The following is a 15,595-nucleotide window of genomic DNA, read 5'->3' on the forward strand; positions in this document are numbered from 1 at the left end:
ACCATAAATAGCCGTTTAATTTAATACTGATTGCATGTCGTCTTGGTTTAAGAGAAAGGAAAAAGGAATTCAAACCGCTACAGAGGAGAAAAAAGACACCCCAAAAGGCCTATGGTACAAGTCGCCCACAGGTAAAATAGTGGAGTCGGAAGATTTGGCCAAAAACTTTTACGTTAGTCCTGAGGATGATTACCATGTCAGAATTGGTAGTAAGGAATATTTTGAAATCCTCTTTGACGATAATCAGTACAAGGAATTGGATGAAAAGTTGTCTGCCAAAGACCCTCTAAAATTCGTGGATACCAAAAAGTATTCGGATAGACTAAAGGCTGCCCAACAAAAAACAGGATTGAAGGATGCTGTTCGGACAGCAGTTGGGAAGTCCAATGGCAACGAATTGGTCATAGCTTGTATGGATTTTAGCTTTATCGGTGGATCCATGGGAAGTGTGGTAGGCGAAAAAATTTCCAGGGCCATTGATGTAGCTAAAAAGAAGAAAATCCCATTTGTAATGATTTCGAAATCGGGAGGTGCACGAATGATGGAAGCTGCCCTTTCTTTGATGCAATTGGCCAAAACGTCAGCTAAACTGGCTCAATTGGCAGAAGCAAAAATTCCATATATCTCCTTGTGTACTGACCCAACAACGGGTGGAACAACAGCTTCTTATGCCATGTTGGGCGATATTAATATAGCTGAACCAGGAGCTTTAATTGGCTTTGCTGGCCCAAGAGTGGTTAAAGATACTGTAGGAAAGGATTTGCCTGAAGGTTTCCAGACTTCTGAATTTGTGAAGGAACACGGTTTCTTGGACTTTATTGCACATCGAAAAGAACTGAAAAGGAAGATTAATTTATACATCGACCTGATTATGAATCAGCCGATACGAGCATAAAAAAAAGCCCCGATGTATCGGGGCTTTTTTATTTAACTTATCCTTATTACTTCTTCCAAAAACGTCTAAGGAATATTTCTACCTCCGTACCATCTGGTTGGGTCAAAATTCCTTGGGCATCACAGGTACCGTCTCCAAAATCCAAGCTAGCAGTACTGTCATTTCTAGAAATTTCCAGAACGCCACTCACAATAAATCTACAAGCCATTTCCCTACGCAGAGGTGTAATCACTTCCTTTACAAACTCATTGCCTTCGCGCCCAATGTAGGTACGCTTGCCCGTAATCAAGAAAACATTGTCACCCCAAAAGCCGGAGCCATAACCCTCAATCCATTCCCGGGTACGGGTACCTTCAAAAGATGCGGTATCCCCTTCGGGCCAAGTCGCATTGAAAGAGGCATTGGCCGTACCCTGTGGGTTTCCATTTTCGTTGGAACGTACCCGTAGGATATCTGCAGAACCTTCAACAGCTACGCCATTAAAGGTGAAATTTTCCAAAGACAGGGCTATGGCTTTGGAAGCAGCTTCCATATCCTTTTCATAGCTCAATTGGATAATCCCGGATAGTACATTTCCATTGGGCAGTTCACAGCCATCACCAAAATCAATGGTCTTTTCCCTGGTTGTGTCCGTTACTACAGTAGTAATGGTAACACAATCTGGTAAATGATCTGAAACATAGTCAAATTTGGAGGTCAAGGAGATTTCATCCGTGGCATAAACATCTTCCGCAATAGTCGTAACCTCCTCTGAAATCATTTCAGTTTCATCACTATATTGTAATTCGGTAGCAGAGATTACCTCTGTGTCCGTGTCCGTTCCATCTTCAACAGACTCTGTTTCCTCAGAACATGAGGCGGTCAGTAATAACACTGTTCCAAAAAATAGTGGGGCAATTCTTTTAAAGTTCATTTGTTTGAGACTCTTTTTCATAATGATTGTATTTAATGGTTTGCCTCTTTGACCTCGTATAAAGCAAAAGGTTTAATCTTCTGTTAAAATTTTTCGTTCCAAAAAAAGAGTTATCTTTGCACGCTGATTGCTCGTCCTGAGGATATTGAAGGAACCGACAATCGCATACATAAAAATCATTTAACTAAATATTGGAATGTATTTAACGAAAGAAGTAAAAGCCGACATTTTTAAGAAGCACGGCGGCTCTGAGGGCAACACCGGTTCTACGGAAGGGCAAATTGCATTGTTTACCCACCGTATCAACCACTTGACACAACACCTAAAAAAGAACCACAAGGATTATAACACCGAGCGTTCTTTGGTAAAATTGGTAGGTAAAAGACGTAGTCTTTTGGATTACCTAAAGAAAAAGGATATTGAAAAATATCGTTCCTTGATCAAGGAATTGAATATTAGAAAATAAAAACTGAAGGGGAGGCTGCGGCTTCCCCTTTTGTTTTACAATTAAAGTCCCATTTGTAATTTTGGGCAACACAAAAAGCTACCTATAGTTTTTCATTGGTCAGTGCCCCAGGCACACACAACAACAACACAACCCGACCGTCCGGCAGACGGTAGACCAAATGTTTAACGACCCGTATTATTTTCGGGTAAGATATTATTTATGATTCCAAAAACTTTTAAAGAGGTCATAGACCTTGGTGACGGTAGAGAGATTTCTATTGAAACCGGAAAACTGGCAAAACAGGCCCATGGCTCTGTTGTTGTCCAATCAGGCAAATGTATGTTGTTATGTACCGTTGTCTCCAACTACAAACAAAGCGATGTAGATTTCCTTCCTCTTACGGTGGATTATCGCGAAAAATTTGCCGCTGCTGGACGTTATCCAGGCGGTTTCTTCAAGCGTGAAGCCAGACCCAGTGATGGTGAGGTATTGACCATGCGTTTGGTAGACAGGGTTTTACGACCTTTGTTCCCTAAAGATTATCATTCTGAAACCCAGGTGATGATCCAACTGATGTCCCATGACGAAGATGTGATGCCAGATGCCATGGCGGGACTTGCTGCCTCTGCGGCCATCCAACTTTCAGATTTTCCATTTGAGTGTGCTATCTCCGAAGCGAGAGTTGGTCGTGTTAATGGTGAATTCATCATTAACCCTACAAGGGAACAGCTAAAAGAATCCGACATTGATATGATGATTGGTGCCTCTGCCGATTCTGTGATGATGGTTGAAGGTGAAATGAAAGAGATTTCTGAAGAAGAAATGACGGAAGCTATCAAATTTGCACATGAAGCCATTAAAGTTCAATGTGCCGCTCAAATAAAATTAGCTGAAGCCTTCGGAAAGAAAGAAGTACGGGAATATGAGCCCGAGCAAGAAGATGAAGATTTAGCCAAAAAAGTATATGACCTTACCTATGATAAGGTCTATGCCATTGCCAAAGCAGGTTCTGCCAAGCATGAGCGCAGTGCTGCTTTTGACGCTATTAAAGAAGAGGTAAAAGCAACATTTTCTGAAGAAGAATTGGAAGAAATTGGAGACTTGGTCACCAAATACTTTTACAAAGCGGAAAAAGAAGCTGTTCGTAATCTTACCCTGGAAGAAGGACTGCGTTTGGATGGCCGTAAGACCGATGAAATTAGACCAATTTGGTGTGAAATCGATTATTTGCCGTCTGTTCATGGTTCTTCCATCTTTACCAGAGGGGAAACACAGGCCTTGGCAACGGTAACGCTTGGAACTTCACGAGAGGCCAATCAAATTGATATGCCGTCTTTTGAAGGTGAAGAAACATTTTACCTGCACTACAACTTCCCTCCTTTTTCAACAGGAGAGGCAAGACCTATTCGTGGTACATCCCGTAGGGAGGTAGGTCACGGAAACTTGGCCCAGCGTGCCCTAAAAGGAATGATTCCAGAAGATTGTCCGTATACTGTAAGAGTTGTTTCTGAAGTTTTGGAATCCAATGGTTCTTCCTCAATGGCAACGGTGTGTTCCGGTACTATGGCCTTGATGGATGCAGGTGTTCAGTTGAAGAAGCCGGTTTCCGGTATTGCCATGGGATTAATTTCCGATGCTGAGTCAGGTAAATATGCTGTTCTATCCGATATCTTAGGTGATGAGGACCACTTGGGAGATATGGACTTTAAAGTAACAGGTACCGCAGATGGAATTACCGCTTGTCAGATGGACATCAAGGTAAAAGGACTGTCCTACGAGATTTTGGTAAAGGCATTGATGCAAGCCAAAGATGGTAGATTGCATATCCTTGAAAAACTGACGGATACTATCGCTGCTCCTAACGCCGACGTTAAATCGTACGCTCCAAAAATTGTTACCAAGATTATTCCAGGTGAATATATCGGTGCGGTAATTGGTTCTGGAGGAAAAGTGATTCAAGAATTGCAGAAAGAGACCAATACTACCATTGTTATCAATGAAGATCCCGATACTGAAGAAGGTATCGTAGAAATTTTAGGTACAGGTCAAGATGGCATTGATGCCGTAATTGCTAAAATCGATGCTTTAATGTTTAAGCCAGAAGTCGGTAGCGTTTACGAAGTAAAAGTGATCAAAATGCTCGACTTTGGTGCTGTGGTTGAATATATGGAAGCCCCAGGAAATGAAGTCTTGCTTCACGTTTCTGAATTGGCTTGGGAACGTACCGAAAATGTTTCCGATGTGGTGAACATGGGAGATGTATTTGACGTGAAGTACTTCGGTCTTGATCCAAGAACCAGAAAAGAAAAGGTTTCCAGAAAGGCCCTTTTGCCAAAACCAGAAGGTTACAAAGAACGTCCACCAAGAAATGATCGCGGTGGAGATCGAAGAGGTGGAGATCGTAGAAGAGACAATCGAGATAGAAAACCCAGAAGAGACTAATTTTTAGTCAAATAGCAGAATTTAAAGGCTCCGAGCATCGCTTGGGGCCTTTTTTACAACAAAAATCCAAATAAACTTTACCAAATTGTAACTTTTTGCAATTTCCTACGTATAACTTAATGAGCTTCGGTTCTAAAATTATAAAAGAAGGGAAAATTAGATGAGACAGTTAAAGATCACAAAACAGGTTACCAATAGGGAAACCGCATCGTTGGACAAGTATTTGCAGGAAATCGGTAAGGTGGATTTGATCACCGCCGATGAGGAAGTGGAACTGGCACAACGAATCAAAGCGGGAGACCAGATAGCCTTGGAAAAATTAACTAAAGCCAACCTCAGGTTCGTGGTTTCGGTCGCAAAACAGTACCAAAACCAAGGATTGACCCTTCCTGATTTGATCAATGAAGGAAACCTGGGACTCATCAAAGCCGCTCAGCGATTTGATGAAACCCGTGGATTTAAGTTTATTTCGTACGCCGTTTGGTGGATTCGTCAGTCTATTCTACAGGCATTGGCAGAGCAGTCCCGTATTGTTCGCCTGCCTTTGAACAAGATTGGTTCCATCAACAAGATTAATAAAACCTTTGCCTTTTTGGAGCAAGCTCATGAGCGTGTTCCTTCTGCTGAGGAAATTGCCAAGGAATTGGACATGACCGTGGAAGATGTGAAGCAGTCCTTGAAAAACTCAGGACGACACGTATCTATGGACGCCCCATTGATTGACGGGGAAGATTCCAACCTATACGATGTACTAAGAAGTGGGGAATCCCCAAATCCGGATAAAGAATTGTTGCATGAGTCCTTGCGCACAGAGATTGAGCGTGCGTTGGAGACCTTGACGCCAAGAGAGGCTGATGTTATTCGTCTTTATTTTGGTTTGGCAGGGCAACATTCCATGACCTTGGAAGAAATTGGTGAAACTTTTGATCTAACCAGGGAAAGGGTTCGCCAGATTAAGGAAAAAGCGATTAGAAGGTTAAAACATACCTCTAGAAGCAAGATTTTAAAGACTTATTTGGGATAACTATAAGATTATCCGCACAAATTACAGTTAAATAAACGCCAAATTGTTTTTTTGGCAAGAAAGTTGTAATTTGTAAACCTACAACAGTTTATCATGACTGTTCGTTTTTTGATTGATGAATAAACTCCGGCTGATTACCGGAGTTTTTTCATTTTATCCCTTTCCATTCCCGTCAAGAAATGAACATTTAGCGCTACAAACGGGTTATCTACGGTCCAAATTCCCAATAAATGGGTGCTAATTCGTAATTTTCGCACCGTTTATGATATTCAAAAAGTATTGTCCAAACTCATGATAGACAAGGTACTATATACAAAAAACAGGATTTACTACCACCTGCTGTTTTGGTTGGGGTACATTTTGTTTTTTACTGTTTTTTGGGGCAGTTATGAAGACAATTACTTTGATCAGTTTCTACAAGTATTGTTTCTCCTCCCTTGGAAAATAATCCCTACCTACATTACATTGTATTACCTGATGCCCAAATACTTGTATCACAAGAAAATGGGCATGTACATCCTGCTTTCCGTAATCTTGGCCATCAGTATGGCGCTGATTGACCGGTATATGACATGGCGATACATCTATCAATGGTTCTATTACGATGAAGGGCATTGGAAAGATCCTGTCTGGTATTTTCCCAAGATCCTGAACTCCCTAATTAGGGTTTATACGCCTGTTTTTGTGGCCATGTCCATTAAATTGCAACGTTTCTTTTATCAAAAGGATCAAATCAACAAGGCTTTGGAGAAGGAAAAAGTGGAAACGGAACTTAAATTTCTTAAGGCCCAGATCCATCCCCATTTTCTATTTAATACTCTCAACAGTATTTACTCTTTGTCCTTGGCGAAATCTACCAAGACCCCAGATGCCGTACTCGGATTGTCCAAGTTCTTGGATTATATGCTATACGATTGCAACGATAAGTTCATTACCGTAGACAAAGAGTGGGAGCAACTGATGAATTTGGTGGAATTGGAGCGACTGCGTTATGGTGACCAACTTTCCATTTCTGCTACCATTAAGGATGACAACAAAGAAAGTCTCATTCCACCTTTACTTCTCCTCCCTTTTGTAGAAAATGCATTTAAACATGGCGCGGATAGTCTGCTCTCGGATTCTTGGATTAAAATAGACCTTAAACTGGAAAACCAACAAATGCAGTTCATGGTTGAAAACAGTAAAGCAACAACAGATTTGGAAGAGAGTTTGGACAGCGATAAAAATATTGGTCTAAAAAATGTAAAGCGACGCTTAGATCTTTTCTTCCCTGAAAAGCATGAACTAAAAATTTTAGAGGAACCGGACAGCTTTTTGGTGAAATTGGAAATTGACCTTAGCGACATAAGTTCCTAACTTCGTATCAGAATATGATCGCAAAAATCAAATGTATTATTGTTGATGACGAGCCTTTGGCCAGGGACGTATTGGAAGGGTATGCCAAACAAATTGACCAGTTGGAGGTTGTGGCGGTATGCGCCAATGCAGTTGAAGCCTTTGGCCACCTTCAAAATGAGCAAATTGATTTGGTTTTTTTGGACATAAAAATGCCCAAAATCAATGGTTTGGAGCTATTGGAATCCCTAAATCCCGCACCCTTGGTAGTGTTTACCACGGCGTATCGGGAATTTGCCATCAAGGCTTTTGAACTGGATGCCATAGATTACCTGCTAAAACCCATATCGCTCAGCAGGTTTATGAAAACCGTTGCCAAGGCCAATAAGTACTTGAATGGCGCAAATGGTCAAGGATCCAGCGAATCCGTCCAAGAAACATCAAACCCCAACCCTGCTTCAGAGGAACCCGAATTGTTATACATCAAAGCACAACGGAAAATTGTAAAGCTGGACTTAACGGACATAAGCTACTTGGAGAGTTTGAACGACAAAGTCATTATTCACACATCAAAATCCCAGATTCAGACTACCCAACGTATTGGGTATCTAGCAGAAAAATTGCCGAAAAATCATTTCATAAGAACCCACAGGTCCTTTATTGTCAGATTGGATAAGGTCACGGCTTTCAATAGTATCATGGTGGAGGTAGACGGGAAGGAACTTCCCATCGGTAGGAATTACCGATCCCACGCGCTTGATGTTTTACAGAAAAAATCCAGCTAACATACCTTTAACTTTTAGGGCTTTTTACTGTTAAGCATTCCTTAATTCGGCCCCAAACGGGCTTTCATTTACGTTTTCAGCCTGTTTTCTGTTGTTTTCGGCGCCAAACTGCCCTTAAGTGTCATTTACGCGTACCCACCCTTCATTCCCAAGAAGCACTTGTTATTGCCTAAATCGAGGTGGTTCTTTGATATCATCAAAAAACGAATGGTCCATGAAAACCATCTGGCCAAACCTTCTTTTATTAATTCCAATACTTGGTTTTTCCCAAAACGGCAGTGTCGATACAAGGGCGCAATACCAATACCACATCAAAAAAACCACGCATCCTATTGCCTTGGATGCTGCCGTAGGGGAAAATGAATGGGACAATCATATGCCGGTGAGCCAATTTTTCAATCATTGGCCCTCGGATGTAGGCCAGGCCCAAAATCAAACAGAAGTAAAACTCACCTATGATGATCAGAACCTTTACCTTTTGGCCAAGTGTTTTGACAATGGGGAACGTATTGTGCAATCCCTGGTAAGGGATAGCGATGAAGATTACTGGGGCAGTGATAATTTCTCCCTGGTGCTGGATCCAGTGAACACCAAGCAAAGCGGATTCTTTTTTGGGGTTACTGCAGGTGGCGCCGAAACAGAAGGTAGCCTAACCATTGAGGGATCCCTGACCTGGCTTTCTGAAAATTGGGACAATAAATGGGCCTCTAAAACCGCCCAGTATCCTGGATACTGGCTTGTTGAGATGGCCATTCCCTTTAAAACCTTGCGCTACAACCCAAACCAAAGTACTTGGGGCATCAATTTTGTTCGTGGGGACAAACAAAACAACGCTTACACCACATGGACACAGTTTCCTGTAAATTTTAACGGTATAAGCATGAATTATATGGGTTCCCTGCATTGGGACCGAAGTCCAGAAAAAGCGAAAGGCACTTTTATTTTTAATCCTTATGTGACCTCCTCATCCATTCGCGATTATGAAGATGGTGAAGAATTGGAAGCGCAGTTGAACAGCGATTTGGGTGGGGAAGTCAAAATTGCACTGACCAGTAACCTTAATTTAGATTTAACCCTATTTCCCGATTTTTCCAATGCCGATGTAGATCAACAAGTGACCAATATAACCCGTTTCAATATATTCCTCCCGGAACAGCGAAACTTTTTTCTGGAAAACAATGACGTGTTCTCCAATTTTGGAACCTATGACGTAAAACCCTTCTTCTCCAGAAGAATTGGTATTATGGACGGGGAAGCCATTCCCATTGATTTTGGAGGGCGATTAACGGGTAACATCTCCCCTAATCTTCGGATTGGGGTAATGAACGTACAAACCCGGCAAACCGGAGAGTTTGCCGCCCAAAACTATAGTGTTGGTGCATTTCAACAGAAAGTTTTGAAACGGTCCGTGATCAAAGGGATCTTTATCAACAGGCAGGCAACCAGCAATACCCAAGAATTGGAGTACTCCAGAAATGCCGGATTGGAGTTCAGTTATGTGTCCGAAAGTGGGAAACTGAACACTACTTTCTTGTACCATACCTCCACTACCCCTGAAAATTACAAAGACACCCACTTCTACGGTTTTGATGGTTACTATAGCTCAAAACGCCTGCGAACGGGTTGGACACTGAACATTGTTGGGGACAATTATATCACAGAATTGGGGATCAATCCGCGATTGGAGAACTACAATGCAGAAACCGAAGAAACCGTGCGCTTGGGTTACACTTTGATTAACCCATGGCTGCGCTACCTAACATTTGTGGAAGATGAAAACAAAAAATTAAACTATCACGGGCTTAGGACATGGCATAACCTCTATCTCAATTCGGACGGAACTTTTAACGAGAGCCAAAACAATGTAGGATGGGACTTTGAATATCGGAATACAGCACGGATGATCGTGCTTGCCCGTTTTAGAAAAGTGGACCTGATGTTTCCCACATCACTACTGGGAGATGATTTTACGCCCATTCCAATCGGGGAATACAATTTTCCATGGGGAGAGCTGCGCTATAGTTCGGATGTACGTAAAAAGTTTGTCTGGAAAGCCAATCTTGCCTACGGCCAATTCTTCAATGGAACACGTAACGGGGCCATGGTTGAAGGCTCGTTCCGGTTAAGACCTTGGGGTAGTTTTGGGCTTACATACGATTACAACGACATCCGTCTGGCCGAAGGCTATGGTGAGGATAAGATTCATCTCATGCGATTCAACGGCGACATTAGTTTTTCCAACAAACTATTTCTTCGCAATGTAGTACAGTACAATACCCAAGGAGACAACGTGAGCGTTTTCTCCCGTCTTCAATGGCGTTATAGTCCCATGTCGGACATTTTCCTGATCTATAATGAAAACCATGATACTGCTGGATTGGGCATCAAAAACAGATCTGTGGTACTGAAAGTCACCTACTGGCTATAGTAAACTTTACCCCTGTGGTTTAAAGCCAGATCATTTCGCTATTTTTGTGTAAGTTTTATTCCGATGCATAAAAAATTAGTTGCACCTTCCCTTTTGGCAGCCGACTTTGCCAACTTACAACGAGATATTGAAATGGTAAACCAAAGTGAAGCCGATTGGTTTCATTTGGATGTAATGGACGGAGTTTTTGTTCCGAATATTTCGTTCGGGATGCCTGTGATCAAGGCCATGGCCCAACACACCCAAAAAACCTTGGATGTGCATTTGATGATTGTTGATCCCGACCGGTATATCAAAACCTTTGCGGATTTAGGTTCCGATAATTTGACAGTTCATTACGAAGCCTGTAATCATTTGCACCGAACCCTTCAGTCCATTAAGGCCGAAGGCATGAAAGCTGGGGTGGCGTTGAATCCACACACTTCCATTAAATTATTGGAAGACACTATCCAAGATATTGATTTGGTTTGTTTAATGAGTGTTAATCCAGGGTTTGGAGGACAATCCTTTATTGAAAATACCTATCAAAAGGTTGCGGACCTGAAAAATCTGATCGAGCAAAAAAATTCCGACACCCTTATTGAAATTGATGGTGGGGTAAATGCGACCAATGCCAAGAAGCTAGTGGAAGTTGGGGCCGATGTCCTAGTGGCTGGAAGCTTTGTTTTTAAGAGTGATGACCCAACCTCGACCATAAAAGCTTTAAAAGAACAGATTGCATAATGCAGGAGAACTTTGACATCATTATTGTTGGTGGCGGCCCCATTGGCATTGCTTGCGGGTTGGAAGCAAAAAAACAAGGCCTAACGTATTTGATCATCGAGAAAGGACCCATTGTCAATTCGCTGTTCAACTACCCCATCAACATGCAATTTTTTTCTTCTTCGGAAAAATTGGAGATTGACGAAATCCCCTTTATCAGTAAGGAAGCCAAGCCCAAACGCAATGAAGCTCTGGAATACTACCGGAGAATTGTCACTTCCAACCAATTGAACATCCATCTTTTCGAAAAAGTGCATGAAGTAAAAAAAGAAGCAGATGAATTTTTGGTTCAAACAGATAAATCAGCATATAAAGGGAAACACATCATAGTAGCCACAGGGTTTTACGACCTCCCGAACAAGATCAATGTTCCAGGAGAAGATCTACCCAAAGTATCCCATTACTACAAGGACCCCCATTTTTATGCAAGTCAAAAACTGGCGATTGTGGGAGCTAGCAATTCTGCCATAGACGCCGCACTTGAATGCTGGCGGAAAGGAGCCGAAGTAACCCTGATCATCCGTGGTCCCGAGGTGGGACAAAGGGTTAAGTATTGGGTGCGGCCCGATATCATCAATCGGATTAAGGAGGGGAGTATAAAGGCCTATTACAATTCCAACATCCAGGAAATAAAAGAGACTGAAATCATTGTAAGTACCCCGGAAGGAGAACTTGAACTCCAAAACGACTTTGTACTGGCCCTGACGGGATACATGCCCAATTTCGAGTTCTTGGAGCAAATGGGTATTGAGTTATCCGATGACGGTAAAAAGCTTCCCAACTACAATCCAGATACCATGGAAACCAATATTGAAGGCTTGTTTCTGGCCGGGGTAATCTGTGGGGGAATGGAAACCCACAAATGGTTTATAGAGAATTCAAGAATTCATGCTCCCATCATCATCAATAGCATTGTGGAAAAAATGCAATTGGCGCAGAAATCCTGAGTCGGGCCAAAGTCTGTCAACCGTTTCAAACGCATTCCAAAATTCCGTATTTTTAAGGGAGTACCTATAAAATATAGCCATGGAAATGCTTCAACAATTGCATCTTGCTACCCAATACCTGGCCACTGCCGGTATCAGTTTTTTGGAGAAAAAAGCAGATGATAGCCATACCAATCTTGGTTTTTCAATGGAAAAGGCCCGCTTGGAAACCTGGCCACTGGATTCAACCGGAACCCAATTATGCTTAAACTACCGCAAGTTTGCTTTGGAGTGGACTTCCGAAGAAGAACTTTCTTTGGCTTTGAATGGTAAAACCCATGAGGAAGTTGTAGCATGGTTGAAGAAAACGGCAGAACAATTGGGATTACCGTCCTATCGCTTTGATTTGCACTATTCGCTGCCCTATAGTATGGACGAAAATTTCAAATTTGAGTTTTCCAATGCGGATCAAGTAGCGCATTTAATTCAATCCCGGACTTTGGTGCAACAGGCCTTGGCTTCTTTTCTGGAAAAGGAAGACTTGGGTTCGGAAATCCGAATCTGGCCACACCATTTTGATACTGGAGCCTTTACGGCCTTAAATGACGGTTCTGGAAAGTCGATTGGCTTGGGAATGGCCATTCCCGACACCCTTGTTGATGATCTTTACTTGTACATTAGCGGGTATCGCGGCCACGACGCGCTCCGCACCTGGGCCTTCAAATCCTTGACTCGTGGCAAATGGGTAAATGATGCATTCAAAGGTGCAGTACTACCTTTATCCGGTTTAACCAAGGATATAGCGGTGCAATTTTTCCAAGAGGCCTTGGCGCGTTATAAAAATCTAGAGTAAAATCAAATACTGAAGGGATATACTTGCAATAAAGCCTTGTTCCACTTCTTCACCACTGGTAATGGCATTGATTTCCCTACCGAACCCCAATGTAATTCCAATCTCCGAATTGGACTTTTTGAAAGGCAAAAAGTACCCTCCTTCCAACCAAGGTTGAACTACCAGAACGTAGGTACTTCCCGAAATGATTCCATCTGCAGGCCCCATATCCGTCCAATCGATATGCATGCTCCAAACATCCAAGTTTAGGCCCGCAATAAACTTTCCGTTACCAGAGGGAAAGTGTTTCCTAAGCCCCACAGTACCCCCAAAACCATCACCTTCTTCGGATATGTTGACATCACTGAAATCCTTCCTATAGGCGAAATTTGCACCTGCCCTAAACAACAGGGAAGTGTTTTCATTTACCGCATGTTCAAAATTCAAGGTTGGTATAAAACCGGCAGGATATACTTGAAAAGAAACACCAACTGCTGTCTCCTGCGCATGTGAATACCACATACCCACTAACAGAAATAAACCTAAAAGTGCTCTTTTGTCCATTTAAATCACCCTTAATTGGGCCTCCAGGGCGCCATTGGCACGCAGCATTTCCCTTCCATCCCTAAAACTCAAATAAGAGTGACCCATTTCGTGGTTCAGGATGCTGATTTTGTTCATATAATTCCAATGCTTGGTAATTTCCCTCCAAGCAAAAAACAGGGAATGTTTTGGGTCATATATGTGCGTGGCTTCTCCCCCTGCCCCATTAATTTCAATAATGCTGAAATTCTTGCCTTCCGCAAGGTCTTCCAAAGAATGGTAAAGGACATCCAAACGACCATAGTAAAAGCCGTTCATTCTGGAGCATATGCCATCAATGGTTTTGGATAGCCCCTCATTCAATTTATGGGTAATATCCACAAATTTGGCTCCGCGGGTGTGACTCCCGAAAGGCACCAAGATAAATTCTTCGTCCAGGGCTAACACTTGCTTTAACCCAGCTCCAAACTTTTTCTGCAGTGCTTTTAGCTGCAAATGACTTCTTGGATTTTTCTTGATGAGCTGCTCAATGGAACTTTTGCCATCACCAATCACGGACAAAAACTCTTTGGATACTATTCCAGTGATTTTACCATTTTCATCCCCAGGAATACGGACATAAAAAATACCCACCTCCTTGGTGTGTGGAATAAGTTCTTGCACTAAAAAATTCTCGGGTGTCTTTGCAAAATACCCCTGAAATTCATCCTTGTTGTGAATTTTTTCGACCCCGAAAGCCTTCATTCCAATATCCGGCTTTGCAATAAATGGGAAAGATATACCGCTATCCAGAATGTTCTCCAGCATCATTGCTGGATTGGCCTCCTTGGAAACAAACAGGGTTTGAGGGATATGTTCTTGGGGAATCAGATTGTAAATATCCATTTTAGACTCCATGGCCATACCCCCATTTTTCATAGACGGATTAGCTGCATTGAAAAAGAAAAAGGAGCGAGCTTTCAAGGAAAAATAAAGCCACACCGGGAACAGCGGATAATAAATAGCCCATAAAGGCCAGTACTCCCAATGCGTTAGCTTATGCCATTTTAACTTCCACGAGCTCATTTTGAAGTCTCCAATGTTTTGGGTGAAAATGGAATATAATATTTCCGATCATTCAACAAATCAAAATGTTGCATGGCCATTTGGTCTTGATCCAAAACCATTTGGGTTACGCTAAAGGTTTTGAGACCGGTATTTCTGTCAATAACAAAGCCATTTTCAAAATCCTGGTGGTTATTGGAATGAAAATCAACAATTTTAGACTCCGTGATTTCTTTGGTAGTAGATATGAATTCATCAAACAAGGATTCGCGGCGAGCAATCGCTTCATCATCATATAAAGTCACAGAGGACCAGATATGGTCTTTTCCAGCATCCAACTGCTTTAGATGTTTCTTTTCTCCGTCCCATCGAAGTTCCAACAAATCGGCACCATCATACAAAACCAAGGTAAAGGGCTCAACCTGTTTTAATTCCATGGTCTGTAAAACTACCTGCGGTTCCGAGTTGGCTATTACATCCAACAAAATCAGACCCCTACTCCTAACATAGGGTAATTTGCGTTCGTGGTTCACAAAAGCACCATTCAACAATACGGCTACCACTCCAAATTCATTGATGGCAAACCAGGTACCTCCAGCTTGTGGATCTTTTGGAAACAACAGTTTAACCGAATTGACAATTTGCTCCCCGGGTTCCAAAGCTATCGGACGGGAGATATGCTCATCCCTGTTGGATGTGATAAAGCAACGTCCCTGTCGTGATATATAGCTTACTGTACACATGCCTGTCTGTATTGAAGCGTGGATGGAGCCACTCCAAACGATTCCGGAAGCTCCATTTGGGTGAAATGCTGTATACCCACTTTGATTAAGGCGTGGTGGTGAATGGTATGTTCCAGATTGTACATTACCTCACGAAAGTAATTGGATTCCAGACAAGTTTTCTCCCCACAAAGTTCATAGGTGACCTTAACGGCTTTGTTCGGTTTCTCCAAATGTTCCTGTATCAATTCAAGTTGCTCAATGGCAAATGGGAGTTCCTGTTCTATTCGTTTATTCCTTTCCCTATTATCATAGGACACATCCGCATTCTGATATCCTTTGAGAAGACATAGATACAGTTCCATGATATGTCGGGTATGTTGACCAATACTGCTGTTGGAAAGCACAGCGCAAGAATGTGTATAGCATCCGTCTGGCAGTTGCAGCAGAATTTCCTTGAATTGTTCCAATGTGTTAATGGAAGACCTGAACATAT

The 15,595-nt window shown here is 42.2% G+C and carries 15 protein-coding genes; 10 read left to right on the forward strand and 5 right to left on the reverse strand.

Annotated elements, in window-relative coordinates:
* Nucleotides 1–34 precede the first annotated feature (34 nt).
* Entirely contained in the window at nt 35–895 is an 861-nt protein-coding gene (accD, locus tag FGG15_RS16750; protein ID WP_138838466.1) for an acetyl-CoA carboxylase, carboxyltransferase subunit beta, read from the forward strand.
* A 46-nt stretch (nt 896–941) separates the two neighbouring features.
* Here accD and FGG15_RS16755 read toward each other — a convergent pair whose 3' ends face one another.
* Nucleotides 942–1,829, reverse strand: coding sequence for a hypothetical protein (locus tag FGG15_RS16755; protein WP_202619584.1), 888 nt, complete (start codon nt 1,827–1,829; stop codon nt 942–944).
* Between the two features lie 175 nt (nt 1,830–2,004).
* On the opposite strand from FGG15_RS16755, the gene rpsO reads away from it, so the two are divergent.
* From rpsO to FGG15_RS16800, 9 genes are all read left to right on the forward strand, one after another.
* Nucleotides 2,005–2,274, forward strand: coding sequence for a 30S ribosomal protein S15 (gene rpsO, locus FGG15_RS16760; protein ID WP_138838468.1), 270 nt, complete (start codon nt 2,005–2,007; stop codon nt 2,272–2,274).
* Between the two features lie 201 nt (nt 2,275–2,475).
* Nucleotides 2,476–4,698 carry a polyribonucleotide nucleotidyltransferase gene (locus FGG15_RS16765; protein WP_138838470.1) on the forward strand — a complete coding sequence of 741 codons (2,223 nt, stop codon included), beginning with the start codon at nt 2,476–2,478 and terminating at the stop codon, nt 4,696–4,698.
* Between the two features lie 160 nt (nt 4,699–4,858).
* Entirely contained in the window at nt 4,859–5,722 is an 864-nt protein-coding gene (locus tag FGG15_RS16770; protein ID WP_073180565.1) for a sigma-70 family RNA polymerase sigma factor, read from the forward strand.
* A 291-nt stretch (nt 5,723–6,013) separates the two neighbouring features.
* Nucleotides 6,014–7,078, forward strand: a complete 1,065-nt coding sequence (locus FGG15_RS16775) for a sensor histidine kinase (protein WP_138838472.1) — start codon at nt 6,014–6,016, stop codon at nt 7,076–7,078.
* A gap of 14 nt (nt 7,079–7,092) precedes the next feature.
* Nucleotides 7,093–7,842 carry a LytR/AlgR family response regulator transcription factor gene (locus FGG15_RS16780; RefSeq protein WP_138838474.1) on the forward strand — a complete coding sequence of 250 codons (750 nt, stop codon included), beginning with the start codon at nt 7,093–7,095 and terminating at the stop codon, nt 7,840–7,842.
* Nucleotides 7,843–8,056: 214 nt separating this feature from the next.
* Nucleotides 8,057–10,270, forward strand: a complete 2,214-nt coding sequence (locus FGG15_RS16785; protein WP_138838476.1) for a DUF5916 domain-containing protein — start codon at nt 8,057–8,059, stop codon at nt 10,268–10,270.
* Nucleotides 10,271–10,333: 63 nt separating this feature from the next.
* A complete protein-coding gene (gene rpe / locus FGG15_RS16790) occupies nt 10,334–10,993 on the forward strand; it encodes a ribulose-phosphate 3-epimerase (RefSeq protein ID WP_138838478.1) in 660 nt (219 codons plus the stop codon).
* A complete protein-coding gene (locus tag FGG15_RS16795) occupies nt 10,993–11,979 on the forward strand; it encodes a YpdA family putative bacillithiol disulfide reductase (protein WP_138838480.1) in 987 nt (328 codons plus the stop codon). Before rpe ends, FGG15_RS16795 begins: the two co-directional genes overlap by 1 nt.
* Nucleotides 11,980–12,064: 85 nt before the next feature.
* Entirely contained in the window at nt 12,065–12,811 is a 747-nt protein-coding gene (locus tag FGG15_RS16800; protein ID WP_138838482.1) for a hypothetical protein, read from the forward strand.
* On the opposite strand, the gene FGG15_RS16805 is transcribed toward FGG15_RS16800, so the two are convergent.
* The 4 genes from FGG15_RS16805 to FGG15_RS16820 are packed head-to-tail and all read right to left on the reverse strand — an operon-like array spanning nt 12,803 to nt 15,593.
* On the reverse strand, nt 12,803–13,354 hold the full coding sequence (locus FGG15_RS16805) for a hypothetical protein (protein WP_138838484.1): 552 nt from the start codon (nt 13,352–13,354) through the stop codon (nt 12,803–12,805). The two genes, FGG15_RS16800 and FGG15_RS16805, sit on opposite strands and share 9 nt — an antisense overlap.
* On the reverse strand, nt 13,355–14,398 hold the full coding sequence (locus FGG15_RS16810) for an ATP-grasp domain-containing protein (protein WP_138838486.1): 1,044 nt from the start codon (nt 14,396–14,398) through the stop codon (nt 13,355–13,357).
* Entirely contained in the window at nt 14,395–15,120 is a 726-nt protein-coding gene (locus FGG15_RS16815) for an NRDE family protein (protein ID WP_138838489.1), read from the reverse strand. Before FGG15_RS16815 ends, FGG15_RS16810 begins: the two co-directional genes overlap by 4 nt.
* On the reverse strand, nt 15,108–15,593 hold the full coding sequence (locus FGG15_RS16820; protein ID WP_138838491.1) for a DinB family protein: 486 nt from the start codon (nt 15,591–15,593) through the stop codon (nt 15,108–15,110). The genes FGG15_RS16815 and FGG15_RS16820 overlap by 13 nt, the downstream gene beginning before the upstream one ends.
* Nucleotides 15,594–15,595 lie beyond the last annotated feature (2 nt).

It is taken from the genome of Flagellimonas algicola, assembly GCF_005937185.1.
Taxonomy (GTDB): domain Bacteria; phylum Bacteroidota; class Bacteroidia; order Flavobacteriales; family Flavobacteriaceae; genus Flagellimonas; species Flagellimonas algicola.